This is a genomic window from Myxococcus guangdongensis, from assembly GCF_024198255.1.
Taxonomy (GTDB): domain Bacteria; phylum Myxococcota; class Myxococcia; order Myxococcales; family Myxococcaceae; genus Myxococcus; species Myxococcus guangdongensis.
In genome coordinates this window covers 791,218-810,277 of the sequence record NZ_JAJVKW010000002.1, presented here as the reverse complement: position 1 = coordinate 810,277, position 19,060 = coordinate 791,218, and the positions used below count along the sequence as shown (strand labels likewise).

Genomic DNA, 19,060 nt, shown 5'->3' with positions numbered 1-19,060 from the left:
GTACTCTCCAGCGCCAGCGAGTCGTCAGAACCCGCGCGCCGCACCGCCGTCGACGGCAATCGACTGGCCGGTGATGTACGAGGCCTGCTCGGAGGACAGGAACGCCACCAACGAAGCCAGCTCGTCCGGACGCCCCAGTCGCCGCGCGGGAATCTGCGGGGCCACCTTCTCGTCCGTGAGCCCCAGCTGCGTCATCCGCTCCGTCGCGTGGAAGCCCGGCAGCACCGCGTTGAGCGTGACGCCGTGCTGCGCCACCTCGTTGCTCACCGTCTTCACCAACCCGAGCAACCCCGCGCGCAGACCGTTGGAGATGGTGAGGTTCGGCATCGCCTCACGCGCCGCCAGCGACGTCACCAGGATGATGCGCCCCCACTTGCGCTCCTTCATCCCCGGCAGCGCCGCCTGGATTCCGTCCACCGCCGCCATCCACAGGCTCTGGAACCCCAGCTGCCACTGCTCCGCCGTCAACGATTCGAAGCCCCCCGCCGGAGGCCCACCCGTGTTCACCACGAGCACGTCCACGCCGCCCAGCTTCGCCACCACCTCGTCCACCAGCCGCTTCGCCGCGCCCGGCTGATTCAAGTCGGCCGGCACCGCGAGCGCCGCGCCCAGCGCCTTCGCCGCCTTCTCCAACTTCTCCCCACCGCGAGAGCAGATGGCCACCGTGGCGCCCTCCTTCACCAGCGCCTCGGCCGTCGCGTAGCCCAGCCCCGCCGACGCGCCCATCACGAGCGCGCGCTTACCCTTCAGTCCGAAATCCATCCGCGTGCTCCTTCATGAATGGCACCAGCCGCCCGTGGATGAGCCGCTTCGCCCGCTCCAGGTCCACGTCCTCGGCGCGCGTCAGCCCCTCGGACAACTCCGAGACGATGCCACCGGCAATCGCCCCCACCTCGTACGCCAGCCGGTACGGCACCCGGCTGAAGCTCACCATCGAGTAACGACTGACGAACTCACCCGGGAAGGTGTTGAGCAACACCTTCTCCACCGCCTTCTCCAACAGGAAGCGCGGGTTGCCCGTGCTGTCGCGCATCTCCACGAAGTTCTCCACCGCCATGTCCGCGATGGCATCCGCGTTCGTCTTGCGCAGCCGCGCCAGCTCCCCGAACAGCGTCTCCCAATCCCCGCCCTTGCCCAAGAGCCCCTCGAGCACCGTGCAGTCCTCGAAGCCGCAGTTCATCCCCTGGCCGAAGAACGGGACGATGGCGTGCGCCGCATCGCCCATCACCACCGCCTTGCCGCCCACGTTCCACGGCGCGCACTTCACCGTCACCATGCTGCCCGTGGGCCGCGCGAAGAACGCCTGCGTCAAATCCGGGATGAGCGCCTTCGCGTCCGGGAACTGCTCCTCGAAGAACACCTCCAGCCGGGCAGGGGAGTCCAGTGACTCGAAGCTCACCGGCCCCTTCCACGGCAGGAACAACGTGCACGTGAAGCTGCCATCCTCGTTCGGCAGCGCAATCAGCATGTACGTCCCACGCGGCCAGATGTGCAGCGCGTGCTTCTCCATCTGGAACGCGCCGCCTGGCCCGGGGGGAATCGTCAGCTCCTTGTACCCGTGCCCCAGCGTCTCCGCCGTCGACTCGAATCCCGGCGCCTTCTCCAGCGCCTGCCGCACCGCCGAGCCGGAGCCGTCCGTGCCGAACACCACGCGGCCCTCCTCGCGGCGCTCCTCACCGGTGGCCTCGTCCACCACCGTGAGCACGCCGTTCTCCAGGTCCGCGCTCGACACCCGCTGCTTGAAGCGGATGCGCACCTTGCCGGTGGCCTCCGCCGCGCTCATCAGGAACTGGTTCAGCCACGCGCGAGACAGCGAGTTGATGTGCTGCGAGTCATCCTTCCCATAGGGCTGGTACATCAGCGCGCCCTTCGGGGGATGAATCATCCGCCCCCGCATCGGAATCGCGTGGCGCAGCGCCTCCTCCTCCAGCCCCACCTGCCTCAGCGCGTACAGCCCGCGCGTGGAGATGGCCAGGTTGATGGAGCGCCCCGCGTCGATGACCTCGCGCCGCATGTCCGGCCGACGCTCCAGCACCTCGACCGAGTGCCCACGCCGCGCCAGGAACACGGACAAGAGCGAGCCCACCAGGCCCGCGCCCACCACCGTGACGGCCTCGTTCCGCTCACCCACGGGCATGTCCCTCCAGCGTCTTCACGAAGCGGTACACATCCGTGAACGAGCAATACAGCGGCGCGGGCGCCGCGCGGATGATGTCCGGCTTGCGGAAGTCACAGATGATGCCCGCGTCCGCCAGCCGCTTGAGCATGCTCGGCGCGTCACCCTGGAACCGCAGGGACAACTGCGCCCCTCGCTGCTTCACGTCGCGCGGCGTGGTGATGCGCACGTAGCCCGGCGGCAGCTTGTCCAACAGGAACTCCAGATACCCCGTGAGTCGCTCGCTCTTGGCGCGCAGCGCCTCCATGCCCGCCTGGTCGAACAGCTCGAACGACGCGCGCAGCGCCGCCAACTGGAGGATGGGCGGATTCGACAGCTGCCAACCCTCCGCGCCCGGCAGCGCGTCGAAGTGCGGACCCATCTGGAAGCGCGTGGCCTTGTCGTGTCCCCACCAGCCCTCGAACCGGGGGATGTCCTTCGCGCGCGCGTGCCGCTCGTGCACGAACACACCCCCCAGGCTCCCAGGTCCGCCGTTGAGGTACTTGTACGAGCACCACACCGCGAAGTCCGGCCCGTCGTCGTGCAGCGACAGCTTCAAATTCCCCGCGCCGTGCGCCAGGTCGAACCCGACCAGGCAGCCCTTCGCGTGCGCCGCGCGCGTAATCGCGGGGATGTCGAACGCCTGCCCCGTGAGGTAGTTCACGCTGCCCAGCAGCACCAGCGCCACCTCGTGGCCATGCTGCTCCAGCGTCGCCAGGATGTCCTCGGTGCGCAGCGTCTCCTCACCTTGGCGCGGCTTGAGCTCCAGCACCGCCTCGCGCGCGTCATACCCGTGGAAGCGCGTCTGCGAGGCCACCGCGTACTGGTCCGACGGGAACGCGCCGCCCTCGACGAGAATCTTGAAGCGCTCCTTCGTGGGCCGGTAGAACGACACCATCATCAGGTGCAGGTTCACCGTCAGGGTGTTCATCACCACCACTTCCTGCGGCTTCGCGCCCACCAGTCGCGCGGCCTGCTCCGTGACGAGCTCGTGGTAGTGCAGCCACGGGTGGCGCCCGTGGTGGTGCCCCTCCACGCCGAAGCGGGCCCAGTCCTCCATCTCCTCCTGCACGTAGCGCGCGGCGTTCTTCGGCTGGAGTCCCAGCGAGTTGCCCGCCAGGTACACCACCGGCTTGCCATCCGGGCCGGGCGGGAAGTGGAACTGCTCGCGGTAGGAGGCAAGCCTGTCCTCGGCGTCGGCCTTGCGCGCGAAGTCCTCGGAGTCCTCGAAGGTGTACGTCGTCATGGGGCGAAGTCCTCGCGCGAGCGCCCCAGCCACGTCAGGGCGTTCTTCCACAGGAGCTGCTCGCGCGCGTCGGATGAAAGCTCCGTCAGCGATTCGATGAGGGTGCCCGGGCGCAGCTCGCCCAGGGGGAACGGATAGTCACTGCCCAGCGCCACCTTGTCCTGGCCGAACAGCTTCACGATGAAGCGCAGCGTGTCCGCGTCATGCACCAGCGAGTCCACCCAGAAGCGCCCCAGGTACTCGCGCGGCGGCACCTTGTTGTCCACCGCCACCAGGTCCGGCCGCGCCTCGAAGCCGTGCTCGATTCGGCCCAGCGTCCCGGGGAACGCGCCGCCGCCGTGCGCGAAGGCGAAGCGCAGCTGGGGCAGCCGCTCCAGCACGCCGCCGAAGATGAGCGAGCACATGGCCAAGGACATCTCCGCGGGCATGCCCACCAGCCACGGCAGCCAGTACTTCTGCATCTTCGCCTCGCCCATCATGTCCCACGGGTGGACGAAGATGGACGCGCCCAGCTCGCTCGCCGCCTGGAAGAACGGGAAGAGCTTCTCGTCGGAGAGGTTCCAGTCGTTGACGTGGCTGCCAATCTGCACGCCCGCCAATCCCAGCTCCTTCACGCACCGCTCCAGCTCCCGCACCGCCCGCTCCGGCGACTGCAGCGGCACCGTGCCCAGCCCCACGAAGCGCTTGGGGTGCTCGCGCACCACCGAGGCCACGTGGTCGTTGAGGAAGCGCGACAAGTCCAGCCCGTGCTCCGGCTGCGTCCAGTAGCTGAACATCACCGGCACGGTGGAGATGACCTGCACGTGGACGCCCACGTCGTCGCATTCCTCGATGCGCTTCACCGGGTCCCAGCAGTTGCTCTCGACCTCCCGGAAGAACTTCCCGTCGTCGCGCAGCATCCGCGCGCGGCACGGCGCGTGGTGGTCCAGCGTGATGAAGCCGCCGTACCCGTAGCGCTCGGCGAATCGCGGCAGCTTCTCGGGGAGCAGGTGCGTGTGGATGTCGACCTTCAACGCGTCGGCCCTCCCTTGGTCACCTTCGTCCCGCACTTCTTGCAGGTGCAGTTCGCGTCGTTGCCGTAGAAGTGCTCGAAGATGGGCGGCAGCTGCGTCACGAGGTTGGTGACGTGCACGAACTCCTCGTAGAGCTTCTCGCCGCAGGACGGGCACATCCACATGAACCCGTCCATCTCGTGCGGCAGGCGGCGGCGCTCCAGCACCAGCCCCACGGTGCCCGCGGGGCGCTGGGGCGAGTGCGGCACCTTGGGCGGCAGCAGGAAGATTTCGCCCTCGGAGATGGGGATGTCCACGGGCTTGCCGTCGTCGAGCACGCGCAGGTTCATCGTGCCCTCCAGCTGGTAGAAGAACTCCTCGCCCTCGTTGATGTGGAAGTCCGTGCGCGCGTTGGGGCCGCCGACGACGGTGACCATGAACTCACGGTCCGCCCACACCTGCTGGTTGCCGACGGGCGGCTTGAGCAGGTGGCGGTGCTCGTCGATCCACTTCTTGAAGTTGATGGGAGTCAGGCGGCCCATTCATTCATCTCCGATGGTGGCGATGCACTTGAGCTCGATGGCAATCGGCGTGGGCAGCCGGTTGATTTCGAGCGTCGTCCTGCACGGCGGGTTGTCCTTGAAGTACTCCGCCCACAGGCGGTTGTACGTGGGGAAGTCCTTCTTCATGTCCGTCAGGTACACCGTGACGTCCACCAGCTTGTCCCAGGAGGAGCCCGCGTCCTCGAGGATGTAACGGACGTTGCGGAACACCGAGTGGCACTGGGCCTCGATGTCGTACGAGGTGATGTTGCCCTCGGCGTCCAGCTCCACGCCGGGAATCTTCTTCGTCCCGCGCTCGCGCGGGCCCACGCCCGACAGGAACAACAAGTTGCCCACACGCCGTGCGTGGGGATACAGGCCCACTGGCTCCGGGGCCTTCTGGGAATCGACTCGCTCACTGGTGCTCACGTCGCGTCTCCGTCCAGCGCGTCACAGCTTGATGCACACGTTCTTCGGCTCGGTGAAGAAGCGCAGCGCCTCCCAGCCGCCCTCGCGCCCCACCCCCGAGTCCTTCACCCCGCCGAACGGCGTGCGCAAATCGCGCAGCATCCAGCAGTTCACCCAGACGATGCCGCTGTGCAGTCGCGAGGCGAAGCGGTGCGCCCGCTTCAAATCCCGCGTCCACACGCTCGCCGCCAGGCCGTACTTGGTCGAGTTCGCCCACGCGAGCACCTCGTCCTCGGTGTCGAACGGGATGAGCGTGGCCACCGGGCCGAAAATCTCCTCCTGATTGGTGCGGCAGCCCGCGTCCAGGCCCTCGATGAGCGTGGGCTCCACGAACCAGCCCTCGCGGCAGCGGCCCGTCAGGCTCGCGCGCTTGCCACCCGCGAGCACGCGCCCGCCCTCCTGCTTCGCCAGGTCGATGTAGCCCATCACCTTGTCGAAGTGCTGCTGGGACACCAGCGCGCCCTGCTCGGTGCCAGCCTCCAGCGGGTCGCCCACCTTGAGCGCCTGCGTGCGCGCCACCAGCGCGTCGCGGAAGCGCTCGTAGATGGGGCGCTGCACGAAGATGCGCGGGCCGCAGAGGCAAATCTGTCCCTGGTTGGAGAACGACGAGCGCACCGTCGTCGCCAGCGCCTCCTCGAAGTCGCAGTCCTCGAAGATGACGTTGGGGTTCTTCCCGCCCATCTCCAGGGACAGCTTCTTGAACGACGGCGCCGCCACGCGGGCAATCTCCGCGCCCACGCGGGTGCTGCCGGTGAACGAGATGGCCGGGATGTCCGCGTGCTCGCTCATGGCCGCGCCCACCTTGGGGCCCAGGCCGTGGACGATGTTGAGCACGCCGGGCGGCAGGCCCACGTCGCGGCACACCTGCGACAAGAGGAACGCCGTCATCGGGGTGACTTCGGAGGGCTTGGCCACCACGCAGTTGCCGATGGCCAGCGCGGGCGCGAGCTTCCACGTCAGCAGGTACAGCGGCAGGTTCCACGGCGAGATGCAGCCCACCACGCCCAGCGGCGAGCGCAGCGTGTAGTTGAGCGCGACGCCGTCGGTGGCGTGCGCCTCGCTGGAGAACTGCGTCACCGCGTCCGCGAAGAACTCGAAGTTGAGGATGCTGCGCGGGATGTCCACGCTGGACGCCACCGACAGCGGCTTGCCCGAGTCGATGGACTCCGCGCGGGCGAACGCATCCAGCCGCTCGCGAATCGTGTCCGCCACCTTGCGCAAGAGGCGCGAGCGCTCCGCGGCGGGCGTGGCGGCCCAGGCCGGGAAGGCGCGCTGGGCGGCCTCCACCGCGTGCTGGAGGTCGGTGGCATCCGAGTCCGGCACTTGCGCGTAGTTCTTGCCCGTCGCGGGCTCGGGCTTGTCCAGCCACTGGCCGCCGCGCGCGGGGATGAGCTCTCCGCCGATGTAGTTGAGCACCTTCTGCATGTCCGAACCCTCCGTGCGCGTGTCGTCCCCGGCGGCCTCCCGCGAGCGCCTGGTCCCTCGGGTGCCGGGAGACAGGGGGAGCGAGGGGGCCCGGGTCGAACGGGGCGCAATGTACGCAACCGAGCCAGCCGTCACCAGCATCACGGAAAGCGCGCCTCGCGCCGTCGTCCTCTCGCGTCAAACGCGTGACGACTCCGGCTGCCTGGAGGGTGGGCGAGCGGTGGGGGAATACGGGGGACTGGAGGCGCGAGGGGCCGGACCGGGTTGTGTGTAAAGGGAGTCAGAGATGCCCATGGAACCTGTCGCGCCGATGTCCGAGGGAGAGGCGCGCGCGGCGGCGGATGCGGACTCACGACAGCTCCTCTCGGCGGCCACCGTCGAGGAGGCGCTCACGGTGCTCGTGGAGGTCGCCCGCCGGCTGACGCGCGCGCACCAGGCGACCGTGGTGCTGACGCCTGCTCCCGGCAGGACGCGAGGGGCGAGCGTCACCTCGCTCTCGCGCGCCTATGAGGTCTGGGGCGGGTATGCCGTGCCCTCCAGGGGTGGTCCAGGTCGCGCCCGGCGGGAGCGCCGCGCCACCACGCGCGCCGCGGAGCCCCGGGGCCGACTGGCCGTGACGCTGCCCTCGGAGGCGGGCGTGCTCTACCTCTTCGACCGGGAGGTGGGGGACTTCACCCAGGAGGACGAGGTCGCCCTGTCCCGCCTCGCCCGCCTCGCGGGCCTGGCGCTGGAGTCCGCCCGCCTGCTGCTCGAGGAACAACAGGCGCGCACGGAGGCCGAGGACGCCGAGCATCGCGCGGCCTTCCTCTCCGACGCCAGCCGCCTGCTGGCCTCGTCGTCGCTCGACCCCAAGGTGACGCTCGACACGCTGGCCCGGCTCAGCGTGCCCGTCATGGCCGACTGGTGCTTCGTCGACATCATCGACGAGGCGGGCACCGTGCAGCGCACGTCCGTGGCGCACGCCGACGCGCTCGATGCGCCGCTCGCCTTGCGCGTGCGCGAGTTCCCGCCGGGACCCGAGGGCAGCGCCCACCCCACCACGCGCGTGGCCCGTCACGCCGAGTCCCTGCTCGTCGACGACATCGACGACGCGTGGCTGCATCGGGTGGCGGTGAGCGACGCGCACTACCAGACCATGCGCGAGGTGGGCTTCCACGGAATCATGTCCGTGCCGCTCGTCGCGCGGGGTCGCTCGTTGGGCGCGCTCACGTTCCTCGCGGTGCGCCCCTCGCGTCACTACAGCCGGGCGGACCTGGACACGGCGCAGGACCTGGCCCGCCGCGCGGCGCTGTTCCTGGACAACGCCCGGCTCTACCGCGAGGCGCGCCGCTCGGTGCTGCTGCGCGACGAGTTCCTCGCCGTGGCCAGCCACGAACTCAAGACGCCGCTCACGCCCCTGCAACTGCGCCTGCAGTGGCTGCGGCAGCAGACGCGCAAGGACAAGCCCTACCTGCCCACGTCGATGGTGCTCTCGCAGCTGGACGTGGTGCAGCGCCAGGTGGACAAGCTGTCGGGGCTGGTGCACGGGCTGCTCGAAGTGTCGCGCATGTCCAGCGGGCGGCTGTCGCTGCACCGTGAGGACGTGGACCTGGAGGTGCTGGCGCGCGAGGTGATGGCGCGCCTGTCGCTCGCCGCGAGTCAAGCCGGTAGCGAGGTGTCGCTCACCACGCGGGGGGACGTGACGGGGCGTTGGGACCGCCTCCGGCTGGAGCAGGTGTTGACGCACCTGCTCGCCAACGCGCTGAAGTACGGCGCGGGTCAGCCGGTGCGCCTGGCGCTGCGCGACGCGGGGGACGACGTGGTGGTGCGCGTGGAGGACGCCGGCATCGGCATCGCGCGTGAGTACCAGTCCCACATCTTCGAGCGCTTCGGCCGCGCCGTCAGCGAGCGCCACTACGGTGGACTCGGGCTGGGGCTCTACGTCACCCGGCAAATCGTCGAGGCCCACGGCGGCACCATCCAGGTGTCGAGCGAGCCGGAGCAGGGCAGCCACTTCGAGGTGACCCTGCCCCGACGCGAAAGCACCTGACGTGCGTCCCGCTCCCGCTCGGCTATAAACGCCTCGGGAGGAAACAACATGTCACGCAAGGTGGCCCTCATCACCGGAGCATCGGCGGGGTTGGGTGAGCAGTTCGCGCGGCGCTTCGCTCGGGACGGACACGACGTCATCCTGGTCGCCCGCAGTGCCGAGCGCCTGGAGGCGCTCGCCGCGACGCTCCAGAAGGAGCACGGGGTGACGGCCCACGTGCTGCCCGCGGATTTGACGCGGCCGGAGGCGCCCGAGCAGCTCTTCGCGCAGGTGTCCGAGCGCGGCCTCGCGGTGGACTTCCTGGTCAACAACGCGGGCTTCGGCTCCGCGGGCCCCTTCCTGGACCAGGACGTGAAGCGCGAGGGGGAGATGGTGGAGGTGAACTGCACCGCGCTGCTGAAGCTCACGCACCTGTTCGCCCGGCCCATGCGCGAGCGCGGCCGCGGCCGCATCCTCAACGTGGCCTCCACCGCCGGCTTCCAGCCCGGGCCCTACATGGCCACGTACTACGCGACCAAGGCCTTCGTCGTGTCGCTGTCGGAGGCGCTCTCGTACGAGCTGAAGGGCACGGGCGTGACGGTGACGTGCCACTGCCCCGGCGCGACGCACACCGAGTTCGCCCAGCGCGCGGGCAACGACAAGACCCGCCTGTTCCAGCGCACCGGCGTGGCCAAGGCCCCGGACGTGGTGGAGCACGCGTATGCGCAGATGATGCGCGGCAGCGTGCTGGCCATCCACGGCGTGCTCAACGGCTTCGCGGCCTTCATGGTGCGCCTGAGCCCGCGCGCCGCCGTGCGCGCCATGGTCGCCGGGCTCAACCAGCAGGGCTGAGCGCCTCATGCGGCTCGGGCCGTGAGCCCCTCGGTTCGAGGAGGCGTCACGGCCCGGCGCGCGACCCCGCTTCAGTTGTAGGTCGCGGTGAACATCAGCGAGAAGTGGGTGACGTTCCAGTCGTCGTTGCCGCCGCTGCGGATGCGGCCCAGCGCCAGCTCCGCGCCGATGCCCACGCCCCAGTTCTCGCTCACCCACCACTCCTTGCCCAGGCCCACGTGCAGGCCCACGCCGGTGTCCGTCTGCGCCTCCGTCTCACCGCCGTACGAGGCGCTGAGCTGGTTGGCCACCACCGCGCCGGACAGGTAGAAGTTGGCGGGCATGAAGTAGTACGCGAGCCCCACGCCGAGGGCCGCGTAGTTGCTGGCCACGTCGTCGTCCTCGTCCCCCTCGATGGTGGTGCCATCCACCTCGATGTCCGGGTTGGGCGTGGAGGTGCCGAACAGCTTGCCGTAGATGATGAAGTTGTTGATGGGCGCGAAGCCCAGCTCCAGGTTGAGCGTGCCCGCGCCGCCCTTGAGGGCCAGGTCCACGCCCTGACCCACGGCGGCCGAGTTCGTGTAGCCCAGGCCCAGCTGACCGCGCAGGTAGAAGCCGTCGTGGGTGTGTCGGCCGCGGTCATCCGCCAGCGCGATGGAGGAGGGAAGCAGCACTGCCGCGAAGAGCCAAGAGTATCGCATGAAGTCGAGTCCTTGCTTCGGTGGAGCCCGCCCCGGCCGGGAGGTCTCGTCGGGGTGATGCCGCATGGCGACCGCTCGATGCCAGCCCGGAAGCCACCCCCCTTCCCGGGTCCTCGGGCTTATACCCCGGTGATGGCGGATGCGAGCAACCCTCGCCCGACACCGCGAAAGCTGCTCTGCTGCGCGCCCCCCGGCGCCCCCTTTCCGTTCGCGCCGGAGACTCGGAGAGGGATGCGATGACTGGGACTGTGAACCCCGCGGAGCTGGCCCGACGACTGGACGACGCGAGGCTGGAGCGGCGGGAGGTGCCGCCCCTCACCAACGAGCTGCCCACGCTGTCCGTGCCGGACGCGTACGCCATCCAGGAGGAGGGCCTGAAGCTGCGGCTCGCGGCGGGTGAGCGACTGGTGGGCCTGAAGATGGGCCTGACGTCCGAGGCCAAGCGCCGGCAGATGAACCTGGACTCGCCCGTGTACGGCGTCCTCACGGACAAGATGCGCGTGCTGGCGGAGGGCGTGGTGTCGCTCGCCCAGGGCATCCACCCGAAAATCGAGCCGGAGATCGCCTTCCGCACCGCGCGCGAGCTCAAGGGCACCGTGACGCGCGACGAGGCGCTGGATGCGTGTGAGTCCGTGTTCGTGGCGATGGAGATCCTCGACTCGCGCTACCGCGACTTCAAGTACTTCTCCCTGCCGGACGTGGTGGCGGACAACGCGTCGTCGTCGCTCTTCGTCCTGGGGACCCAGGAGCACCCGCCGCGCGCGATGGATTTGACGCGGCTGGAGATGAAGATGTTCGTGAACGACGCGCTGGCGCACTCGGCCCGCTCGGACGCCATCTCCGGCGACCCCGTGCTGTCGCTGGTGCAGCTGTGCGAGCTGCTCGCGAAGCGCGGACAGGTGCTGCCCGCGGGGAGCATCGTCCTGGCGGGCGCGGCGACGGTCGCCCACATGTTCCAGCCCGGAGACCGGGTGAAGCTCGTCGTCGAGGGACTCGGCGAGGTGGCGGTGTCGGCCGCCTGAGTCGTCTTCACTGGAACCAGGAGGCGGTCGCGCCCGCGCTCTGGTGGCGCGGGCGCACGTCCGCCTCCAGCCATTGCACCGCGTAGCGCTCGCCGTGCTGGCCAAGGAACGCGTCCAGTCGCTCGGGCCGCAGTCGCTCACGGGTGGAGTGATGCGCGGAGAACGCGCTCCGCATCGCCGGGTGGTAGCGCACGAAGGATGCGAAGTCGCGCGGGTACTCGCGCTCGTCCACGCCGAGGAGCTGGCCCTGGGTGCGGCCTCGCGACAACAGCTCGCGCCAGTGCTCCATCGTCGCCAGTCCGATGGACTCCACGCCGCGCGAGCAGAGCGTCAGGTACATCGCGTCCCACGGCGCGGAGCGGTCCAGGTAGCGCTCGAGCGCGCGCGCGGAAGGCCGTGTGTTGAGCACCATCCAGAACGGCACGGCGCCGGTGCGCAGCGTCCACCAGGGCTCCAGCAGGATGGAGCACTCCGCCAGCAGCTTGCCCGAGGGCACCCGCCGCTCGCGGTACCAGTGCCGATACAGGTCCGCCACCAGCGGGCTGAGCGCTTCCGGCTCCGGGTAGACGATGCGCTTGAGTCGCCAGCGCTGCTTGCGCGCGAGGCGCAGCAAGTCGTCGCGCAGGGCGGGCTCGAAGCCCCACTCCGCCTCGGGGCTGTCGCTGTCTGGCGGTGGCGACGGCCAGCGCGTCAAGGACGCGCCTTGTTTGCGCAGGTACGCCTCCACGCGGGGGCCGCCCAGGTAGTACTCGTCCGGGCTCGCGCCGCCGAGCGAGCCTTGCTGGAAGACGTGCCGCTCGCCCTGTTGGAGCGTGGGCCAGCGCAGCTCGCACTCGGACACGAAGAGGGTGGCGCCGGGCTCCAGGGACTGCTCCAGGAAGCGGAGGTACGCGGGGCTCAGTCCGCGTCGCTTCACCCGGAAGTGTGTCAGCCCCTGCAGGAGGAGCCGGTCGTGGTTGGCGTCGTGGGTGTGGTGGAGCTGCAGGTCCGGATGGGACTCGAGCAGTCGGCGTGCGGGCTCTCGCGCGAAGCCGAGCGTCTTCATCGGCTCGTCCACGGGCACCTGTCCGTCATGGCGCACGGACAGCAGATGCGTCTGCGGCAGCCAGGGGATTCCCAGCGCCGCGCACAGGTGGACGAGCGCGCCGTTGGTGGCGCCGACCACCGCCGCCGGGTAGCGGCGTCGCGGGTAGCGGCTCACCACCCAGCGCGCGAGGGACTCCGCGTCGAAGCGTGCGAGGGCCTTCGGCGTCAGCGCCTCCGCCAGCGCGCCGCGCACCCACGCGCTCTCGCGCAGCGGCACCGACAGGCGGTTGACGGCGGGCACGAGCGCTTCGAACAGCGGATGGGTGTGGCGGTGGGCGCCCAGCGCGGGGGCGTCCCGGCCGTGCAGGAAGGCCGCGAGCGCCCGCAGCAGCGCGGCCGACGAGTCGAGGTCCGCGACGAAGCGGCCCGCCCTCATCGCGCCAGCTCCGCGCGTCGGGGCCCGTGCGCGCCTGACGCCGCGCGACGTACGTGTGGTGGACTCATCTCCCCCTCCAGGGCTCTGGCTCGGCGTCCTCAAGCAAGGTAGCCCTGGCACACCCACCGGACAGGTCGCTGACCGGGGTCTGCTCGCCTGCAGTCCTGGGAGGCTGGGATGGACGCCGTGCGTCAGGGCCCTGGTTGTCGCGCGAGGTCCGCCGTCACGCGCAGGCCCTGCGCCGAATACGCGCGCGAGCAGGGACGCAGCCGGGCCTCGGTGGGGCCCAACGGCTCCAGCACGAAGGAGGAGTCCTTGTGGCGGGGCGGCGAGTCCGGCCAGTGGCCTCGCTCGGCGCGCGCCAGGTCCACCTCCGCCAGGGTGACGAGCGCGTCGTGCTGCAGCCGGCGCAAATCCAATCGCTCCGCGTACTCGCCATAGGTGACGACGTCCGGGCCATGGAGGCTGAGCGTGCCCAGCTCCAGCAGCGCGAACGCGCGCCTGCGCGCCCCCGTGGGCAGGTCCGCGGCGGCCGTCAGCGCGTCGAAGCCCTCCACCAACTGCCACCACGCGCGCCGGGCCGTCAGCGCGTTGTCATCCGGAGTCCCGAGCCCCAGCAGCTCCGGCGGGGCGATGTCCTGACTCCCCGGCGGCAGCCGCTCCAGCGTCTGCGCGGAGAGCAGCGGCCGGAAGTGGACCAGCTGCAACAGCACCGACTCCTGTCGCAGCGTGACGGAGAAGGGCGCGTAGCCATCCGCCAGGCGCGCCAGCTGGGAAATCGCCAACCGCTTGCGCTCCAGCGGCGCGGCGTCCAGCGCGTCCGCGCACGGGTGATAGAGCACGCCGTGGCCCGTGGCGGAGAGCAGCTGCCCCTCCATGCCTCCACCCAGCTCCAGTTCCCGACTGAGCGCCAGCCCGTCCAGGCAGACATCCAGCGCCGCCGAGGCCTGTCCCTGGGACAGCCGCACCCGGGTCTCCAATGCGGCCAGATGCACCACGTACATCAGCGCGAAGCGGCCGTTGGCGCGGGCGGGGGTGAGGGGCGCCAGCGCTCCCAGGCGCTCGGGCAGTCCGCCCACCTCCGCGTGCGTCGCCAGCAGCACGCTCGCGAGCAACGGCCGGGCCCGCTCCAACGCCTGCTCACAGCCCTGCGTCAGCGCGGACGTGGGCAGCTTCCCGTCCGCCACGTCCCGGCACGGCTGGCACCGCGCCGAGTTTCCCTGTGACTTCTGTTGCTCCTGATACAGCTGCAGCACGGGTTCGAGCAGTGGCTCCAGGTGGCGCGCGAAGCAGCCCGGCACCGACGGACTCACGTGCGAGGGACGCGCGTAGCTCGTGCGCGACAGCTCCCCCACCTCCCGCACCAGCCGCTCCTCCAGGGGGCCCGTGCGCAGCTTCACGTACGCCAGCCCGCCCCCGCAGGCGAGGAGGACGGCGAGTGCGCCGCCAGCGAGGGTGTAGAGGGGACGGTGGAGGGCCATGAGGGGGAGTCCGGCGGGCGGAGCCTCGCATGAAACCCCCGCGCGGGGGACTCGCCGCGTCATCCTTCCGTGACTTCACTCGCCGTCCAGGACAGGGGGCCTGGGTCCGGCCAGCGGGTCAGCCGGCGCTGCGGCGGGGGGGCAGGAGGCCATGACTCAGTCGGCCCAGCAGGTGGTCCGCGAGCCCGCGGGCCTGGGCACGAATCTCCGGCACGGCGGTGGTTTCCCACAGCGCGCCCCGGCGCAGGGGCCCCAGGGTGTAGAGCAGCCCTCCGGCGTGCCCGTTCGAGTCCAGCAGGGCGCCGTGGCTGTCGGTGTCCAGGCCCAGGCCCAGCGCGTCCGGGCGCAGCCGCCCCTCGTCCGCGAGGCGCTTGAGCAGCGGGTGGCCGTGGCGGGTGAGGGTGCCCTCGGGGCCGGTGCAGTTCACCACGTGGCGGACCTGGAGGTGCTCCTCGCGGCCCTCGCCCCGGGGGAGGATTCGCGCGTGGACCGTGCCGGAGTCGTCCAGCCGGAAGCCGCGCACCCGGGCCGCGCGCACCGTCAGCCGCCCCTGGGTCATCAGCTGCTCGAGCCCGTCGGCGACGCCGGGCGCCATCCGGTGGCGGTGGACATCCCAGTAGGAGCGCAGGTGGCGCAGGAAGCGCCGCCGCTCCACGTCCGACAGCCGCTGCCACAGGGGCACCGTCACCGGCCGGAGCGCGTCCACCACCGCGCGCCAGCTCGCGCCCGCGTCCGTGGCCCGGCGCACCTCGCGCCGCAGCACCCGGAGCAGCGCGCGCACGCGCACGGGGATGGGGTGCGCCGTGGAGTCGTCCTGGGGCCTCAAGCCCTCGCGCCGCAGCGCGCGCAGCACGTCGCGGATGCCGGGCGAGTCGTACGTCCCCGAGGAGGCGCGCACGTGCCGGTGGGGCAGCAGCCCGTGCCTCGACAGCGCGTACAGGGGGCCGGTGTGGCCCTGCTCCTCCAGTGACAGCACCGCGTCCACCATGGTGAGCCCCGTGCCGATGAGCAGCACCGCGTCACCCGCGCCGATGCCGCCGAGCGCGTCGTGGACCCAGGGAGACCGGTGGTAGTGGGGGCTCGCGTACAGCCCGCCGTCCTCCACCCGGAGGTCCGCGGGGCTCGCGTTGCCCAGCGCCAGCACCGCCCTGCGCGCGACGTGCTCCGCGCCGTCATCGGTCGTCAGCGTCGCCAGGCCGCCGTGCTCGCGCACCGAGACCACCTGCGCGGACCGCGTCTCCAGCCGCACCCCGGCGGCCGCGCGCGCGCGGGTCTCCTCCAGCACCTCCGCCAGGTACTGGCCGTAGCGCTGCCGGGGGACGAAGTCTCCGGGCGCCGTGTCGGGCGCCTGTCGCCGCACGGCGCGCAGGAAGTGCTCCGGGTCCTCCATGAAGGCGCCCATGCGCGCGGCGGGGACGTTGAGCAGGTGACGCTGGCTGCGGGTCGAGTAGGCGAGCCCCTGGCCCACGCTCCGCCCACGCTCCAACAGCAGCACCCGCAGTGGCGCGCGTGCCTGCTTCAGGAGGTGGATGGCCAACAGTGTTCCGCTGGCCCCGCCCCCGACGATGGCCACATCCCATGGGCTGCTGTGTCCTTGCACGCCGCAATCCTATGTCCGCCTGCGCGTGACGGCATCCACGCTGGCGGTGTGGACAATCGGATGGCAACCCCTGGTCAGGGTCCGAGGGCGTGTCCACACTCCCACGCACATCCCGGGAGGACCCATGCGAGAGCGCTCCACCTCAGGAGATTGGGACCGTGAGGTCCCGGACATGAAGAGCCTGCTCGGCTGGTCACTGCCAGAGGGCCCAGACGCCGTCCCGTCGCTGACGTGGCTGGTGGAGCGGCTTCGCGACAGCCGCCCCGACTGGGGGCTCTTGGGCTCGCTCGTCCGGTTCGACGACGAGCGCTACGTGCGCACGACGCTGGCGAAGACGGACGCGTGTGAGCTCTTGCTCGTGTGCTGGATGCCGGGGCAGGGCTCGCTCGTGCATGACCATGGAGGGAGCGCCGGCGTGTCGCTGCTCGTGCAAGGGAGCCTGGACGAGACGCGTTACGACTGGGCCGGAGACCGGCTGCTGCCGGCCGTCGTCGAGCGCGCCCACGAGGGCGACTTGATGATCGAACAGTCCGACACCATCCACCGCGTGCACAACTCGTCGCGTCGGGGCGCGGTGTCGCTGCACCTGTACGCGCCGCCGATGGAGGGCATGACGCCCTACGACAGCCAGGTGGTCAGAGCGCCGCGTCCAGTTGACGTGGGGGCTGGGCGAAGGCGCCGGCCACGGGCAGGGTGACGCGGAAGATGCTGCCCCGGCCGGGCGCGCTCTCCAGCGTGAGGGTGCCGCCCAGCGAGGTGACGATGCCGTGGCAGACGGCGAGCCCCAGGCCGGTGCCCACGCCCAGGGGCTTGGTGGTGAAGAAGGGGTCGAAGATGCGCTCGCGGTGCTCGGGGGAGATGCCGCAGCCGGTGTCGCGCACCTCCACCGCGACGACGCGGCCGGGCATGGCCTCGCTCGCGACGACGCGCACCTCGTTGAGCTCCACCTGGCCAGGGACGATGGCCTGCGCCGCGTTGAGCAGCAGGTTCAGGAACACCTGACCCAGCCGCGCGCCGTTGCCCTGCACCGGGGGCACGCCGTCGCACTCGACGACCAGGCGCGCGCGGTGCCGCAGCTCGTGCATGGCCATCTTGGCCGCGGTGCGCACCACCGCGCCCACGTCCGACGGGCCGCTGCCCACGTCCTCGGAGCGCGAGAGCGTCTGCAGGTCCCGCACGATGAGGCGGATGCGCTCGGCGCCGTCGCGCGTCTCCGCGAGCGCCTCGAGCACCTCCTGGCGCTCCCGCTCGGGCAGCTGCTCCTTCTGCTGGAGCTCCTGGTGGATGTACTCCAGGTTGCTGAGGATGAAGGCGAGGGGGTTGTTGATTTCGTGGCCCACGCCCGCGGCGATGCGGCCCAGGGCGATGAGCCGGTCGGCGAAGAGCAGCTGGGCCTGGGTGGCGTGGAGCTGCTCCAGGCTGCGCGACAGCTTGGCGTTGGCGGCCTCGAGCTCCGCGGTGCGCTCGCGCACCGTCTCCTCCAGACGTCGTCCCGCCTCCGAGGCCTCGCGCGCGCTCGTCGTGGTGGAAGCTTCCGGGCCGGACGGCATCCCCTGACGGGCCAGGAAGGCGCGTCGCAGCGTGCCTCGCCGCTGCGCCACCGCCGACATCAACAGCACCCTGGCTCGTAGCGTCATCACGTCGCAATCCCAGCGTCAGGTGTCCAGCCCACGAAGAGCGCGGGGACGGGGTGGACGCTCCCAGTCAACACCGCCGGGACGGCCCGGGCAAGGAGCCGATGTCGTCTGACGCGGGGGCCAAAGCCCTTCCAGGTGGGTAGTCGACGGCGGCGCGCCCCCGCGTCGGCACCACCGTTGGGCGGTGGAAGCTTGCGCGGATGTCAGAGAGCGGCGGCGCGGGTGGGCGCGCGAGGTGCGATGCGGGCACGCACGCATGGAGGGCCCACCGGGTGCGTGTCACCGCGCGCGCGGAGCCTGTGGGGCGCGGCTGTCCGGCGCCGCCGGGAACTCCGACGGCTGCGCGCGCCGGGCCCAGCACGCGCCGCCCACCAGACACGCGCCCATGCCCACCGCGAGCATGACGCGCGGAAATCCTCGCCCGTGCGCCGTCCTCGCCGCGGGCCGTGCCCGGACGACGAGCTGGGGCGCTGCTGGCTCGGCGGCGGACGTCGGCTGATACGCGGGCAGGCCACCGGAGCTGGCCGCCCCGCGCCGGCCCCTCGATGGAGGCCGGACTCCCTGTCCGTCTTCGGGCACCTCCGCCACGTCGGGGAACAGCGGCGCGTCCCACGCGCCGTCCGCCGACACGAGCTCCGCCTCCAGCACCGAGCACCAGGTGCCCGCGGTGCCGCGCCGCCAGGGCTGCTTGGACAACAGCCGCGAGCACAGCTCGCTCAACGCCCACGGCACCCTCGGGTTGAGCACGTGCGGCGACACCGGCGGATGGTGGATGACGGCCAGCTCGCCCTCGGGCGTCTCCACGTCCACGAACGGATGGCGCGCGGTGAGCATCCAGTAGAGCACCACGCCCAGCGCATACAGGTCATCCGCGGACGTGGGCGGGTACACCCCGTCGGGATGCGCGCGTCGGAAGGCCAGCGCCTCCGGACTGCGGTAGCGCGGCGTCCCCGGTGGCAGCACCCCGCGCGGCAGCCGGGGTGCCCCCGAGTAGTCCCCCACGCCGAAGTCCATCAACACCGGCGTGCCGTCCTCCTCGCGCACGACGACGTTGTCCTCCTTGATGTCGCGGTGGAGCACGTCCGCCGTGTGCGCCGCCTCCAGCCCCCGCGCCATGCCCAGCGCCAGCGTCGCGGCCCCGCGCGCGGAGGGGTTCTCCTCCTCCACCCACTGCGCCAGCGGACGCCCCCTCACGTACTCCATCGCCAGGTAGAGCCACGCGGGGGACTCGGAAGGAAAGAGCCCACCCGCGCGGAAGCCCACCACGTTGCGATGCGCCAGCCGCGTGAGGATGGCCACCTCCCGCAGGGCCCAGCCCCCCAACTGCTCCAGCGACTGCAGCTTGAGCGCCACGGGAGCCCCATCGCGAGAGGCGCGGTACACCACGCCGCACCCTCCCGCGCCCAGCAACGCCTCCACCCGGTAGCCCGCGATGTCCGCGCCCTCGGGCGCGTCCAGGACGTGATGCTTGTCCATGCCACCTCCCCAGT

17 protein-coding genes are annotated in these 19,060 nt (G+C 71.1%); 4 read left to right on the top strand and 13 right to left on the bottom strand.

Features of this window, described 5'->3' with window-relative positions; genetic code table 11:
- Positions 1-24: 24 nt before the first annotated feature.
- From LXT21_RS08100 to LXT21_RS08070, 7 genes are read right to left on the bottom strand one after another with little or no spacing between them, the layout of a single operon-like run.
- Positions 25-762 (bottom strand): SDR family oxidoreductase, encoded by a 738-nt coding sequence (locus LXT21_RS08100; protein ID WP_254037504.1) that lies wholly within the window; start codon positions 760-762, stop codon positions 25-27.
- Complete coding sequence (locus LXT21_RS08095) at positions 740-2,137, bottom strand: FAD-dependent oxidoreductase (protein ID WP_256571370.1); 1,398 nt, start codon at positions 2,135-2,137, stop codon at positions 740-742. The genes LXT21_RS08100 and LXT21_RS08095 overlap by 23 nt, the downstream gene beginning before the upstream one ends.
- Complete coding sequence (gene kynU, locus LXT21_RS08090; protein WP_254037502.1) at positions 2,124-3,401, bottom strand: kynureninase; 1,278 nt, start codon at positions 3,399-3,401, stop codon at positions 2,124-2,126. Before kynU ends, LXT21_RS08095 begins: the two co-directional genes overlap by 14 nt.
- Complete coding sequence (locus LXT21_RS08085; protein WP_254037501.1) at positions 3,398-4,414, bottom strand: amidohydrolase family protein; 1,017 nt, start codon at positions 4,412-4,414, stop codon at positions 3,398-3,400. Before LXT21_RS08085 ends, kynU begins: the two co-directional genes overlap by 4 nt.
- A complete protein-coding gene (gene nbaC / locus LXT21_RS08080; RefSeq protein ID WP_254037500.1) occupies positions 4,411-4,935 on the bottom strand; it encodes a 3-hydroxyanthranilate 3,4-dioxygenase in 525 nt (174 codons plus the stop codon). Before nbaC ends, LXT21_RS08085 begins: the two co-directional genes overlap by 4 nt.
- Entirely contained in the window at positions 4,936-5,364 is a 429-nt protein-coding gene (locus tag LXT21_RS08075) for a RidA family protein (RefSeq protein ID WP_141324887.1), read from the bottom strand.
- Positions 5,365-5,385: 21 nt separating this feature from the next.
- Positions 5,386-6,828: an aldehyde dehydrogenase gene (locus LXT21_RS08070; RefSeq protein WP_254037499.1), complete on the bottom strand. Its 1,443-nt coding sequence runs from the start codon at positions 6,826-6,828 to the stop codon at positions 5,386-5,388.
- Positions 6,829-7,114: 286 nt separating this feature from the next.
- Between LXT21_RS08070 and LXT21_RS08065 the strand changes: the two genes are divergently transcribed.
- Together LXT21_RS08065 and LXT21_RS08060 are read left to right on the top strand one after the other, a co-directional pair.
- The gene (locus LXT21_RS08065) at positions 7,115-8,857 is read left to right on the top strand and encodes a GAF domain-containing sensor histidine kinase (RefSeq protein ID WP_254037498.1); all 1,743 of its coding nucleotides are present in this window, start codon (positions 7,115-7,117) and stop codon (positions 8,855-8,857) included.
- A gap of 48 nt (positions 8,858-8,905) precedes the next feature.
- Positions 8,906-9,688 carry an SDR family NAD(P)-dependent oxidoreductase gene (locus LXT21_RS08060; RefSeq protein WP_254037497.1) on the top strand — a complete coding sequence of 261 codons (783 nt, stop codon included), beginning with the start codon at positions 8,906-8,908 and terminating at the stop codon, positions 9,686-9,688.
- A gap of 71 nt (positions 9,689-9,759) precedes the next feature.
- Here the strand turns inward: LXT21_RS08060 and LXT21_RS08055 are convergent, their stop codons facing one another.
- Positions 9,760-10,368 carry an outer membrane beta-barrel protein gene (locus LXT21_RS08055; protein WP_254037496.1) on the bottom strand — a complete coding sequence of 203 codons (609 nt, stop codon included), beginning with the start codon at positions 10,366-10,368 and terminating at the stop codon, positions 9,760-9,762.
- Between the two features lie 236 nt (positions 10,369-10,604).
- On the opposite strand from LXT21_RS08055, the gene LXT21_RS08050 reads away from it, so the two are divergent.
- Positions 10,605-11,390, top strand: coding sequence for a 2-keto-4-pentenoate hydratase (locus LXT21_RS08050; protein WP_254037495.1), 786 nt, complete (start codon positions 10,605-10,607; stop codon positions 11,388-11,390).
- Positions 11,391-11,397: 7 nt separating this feature from the next.
- Here the strand turns inward: LXT21_RS08050 and LXT21_RS08045 are convergent, their stop codons facing one another.
- The 3 genes from LXT21_RS08045 to LXT21_RS08035 form a co-directional block, all read right to left on the bottom strand.
- A complete protein-coding gene (locus LXT21_RS08045) occupies positions 11,398-12,852 on the bottom strand; it encodes a hypothetical protein (RefSeq protein WP_254037494.1) in 1,455 nt (484 codons plus the stop codon).
- A 191-nt stretch (positions 12,853-13,043) separates the two neighbouring features.
- Positions 13,044-14,333: a hypothetical protein gene (locus LXT21_RS08040; RefSeq protein WP_254037493.1), complete on the bottom strand. Its 1,290-nt coding sequence runs from the start codon at positions 14,331-14,333 to the stop codon at positions 13,044-13,046.
- Positions 14,334-14,451: 118 nt separating this feature from the next.
- Positions 14,452-15,906, bottom strand: coding sequence for an FAD/NAD(P)-binding protein (locus tag LXT21_RS08035; RefSeq protein WP_323394258.1), 1,455 nt, complete (start codon positions 15,904-15,906; stop codon positions 14,452-14,454).
- Between the two features lie 199 nt (positions 15,907-16,105).
- Here LXT21_RS08035 and LXT21_RS08030 point away from each other — a divergent pair, with 199 nt between their 5' ends.
- Entirely contained in the window at positions 16,106-16,630 is a 525-nt protein-coding gene (locus LXT21_RS08030; RefSeq protein WP_254037491.1) for a cysteine dioxygenase, read from the top strand.
- Here LXT21_RS08030 and LXT21_RS08025 read toward each other — a convergent pair.
- Together LXT21_RS08025 and LXT21_RS08020 are read right to left on the bottom strand one after the other, a co-directional pair.
- On the bottom strand, positions 16,569-17,570 hold the full coding sequence (locus LXT21_RS08025; RefSeq protein ID WP_254037776.1) for a sensor histidine kinase: 1,002 nt from the start codon (positions 17,568-17,570) through the stop codon (positions 16,569-16,571). The two genes, LXT21_RS08030 and LXT21_RS08025, sit on opposite strands and share 62 nt — an antisense overlap.
- 279 nt (positions 17,571-17,849) lie before the next feature.
- The gene (locus LXT21_RS08020; protein ID WP_254037490.1) at positions 17,850-19,046 is read right to left on the bottom strand and encodes a serine/threonine-protein kinase; all 1,197 of its coding nucleotides are present in this window, start codon (positions 19,044-19,046) and stop codon (positions 17,850-17,852) included.
- Positions 19,047-19,060: the final 14 nt, after the last annotated feature.

Coding starts and splice junctions, on each gene's coding strand:
- LXT21_RS08060 (WP_254037497.1), top strand. CDS start 8,906: ATGTCACGCAAGGTGGCCCTCATCACCGGAGCATCGGCGGGGTTGGGT.
- LXT21_RS08095 (WP_256571370.1), bottom strand. CDS start 2,137: ATGCCCGTGGGTGAGCGGAACGAGGCCGTCACGGTGGTGGGCGCGGGC.
- LXT21_RS08045 (WP_254037494.1), bottom strand. CDS start 12,852: ATGAGGGCGGGCCGCTTCGTCGCGGACCTCGACTCGTCGGCCGCGCTG.
- nbaC (WP_254037500.1), bottom strand. CDS start 4,935: ATGGGCCGCCTGACTCCCATCAACTTCAAGAAGTGGATCGACGAGCAC.
- LXT21_RS08100 (WP_254037504.1), bottom strand. CDS start 762: ATGGATTTCGGACTGAAGGGTAAGCGCGCGCTCGTGATGGGCGCGTCG.
- LXT21_RS08070 (WP_254037499.1), bottom strand. CDS start 6,828: ATGCAGAAGGTGCTCAACTACATCGGCGGAGAGCTCATCCCCGCGCGC.
- LXT21_RS08020 (WP_254037490.1), bottom strand. CDS start 19,046: ATGGACAAGCATCACGTCCTGGACGCGCCCGAGGGCGCGGACATCGCG.
- LXT21_RS08040 (WP_254037493.1), bottom strand. CDS start 14,333: ATGGCCCTCCACCGTCCCCTCTACACCCTCGCTGGCGGCGCACTCGCC.
- LXT21_RS08055 (WP_254037496.1), bottom strand. CDS start 10,368: ATGCGATACTCTTGGCTCTTCGCGGCAGTGCTGCTTCCCTCCTCCATC.
- kynU (WP_254037502.1), bottom strand. CDS start 3,401: ATGACGACGTACACCTTCGAGGACTCCGAGGACTTCGCGCGCAAGGCC.
- LXT21_RS08065 (WP_254037498.1), top strand. CDS start 7,115: ATGCCCATGGAACCTGTCGCGCCGATGTCCGAGGGAGAGGCGCGCGCG.
- LXT21_RS08025 (WP_254037776.1), bottom strand. CDS start 17,570: ATGACGCTACGAGCCAGGGTGCTGTTGATGTCGGCGGTGGCGCAGCGG.
- LXT21_RS08050 (WP_254037495.1), top strand. CDS start 10,605: ATGACTGGGACTGTGAACCCCGCGGAGCTGGCCCGACGACTGGACGAC.
- LXT21_RS08030 (WP_254037491.1), top strand. CDS start 16,106: ATGAAGAGCCTGCTCGGCTGGTCACTGCCAGAGGGCCCAGACGCCGTC.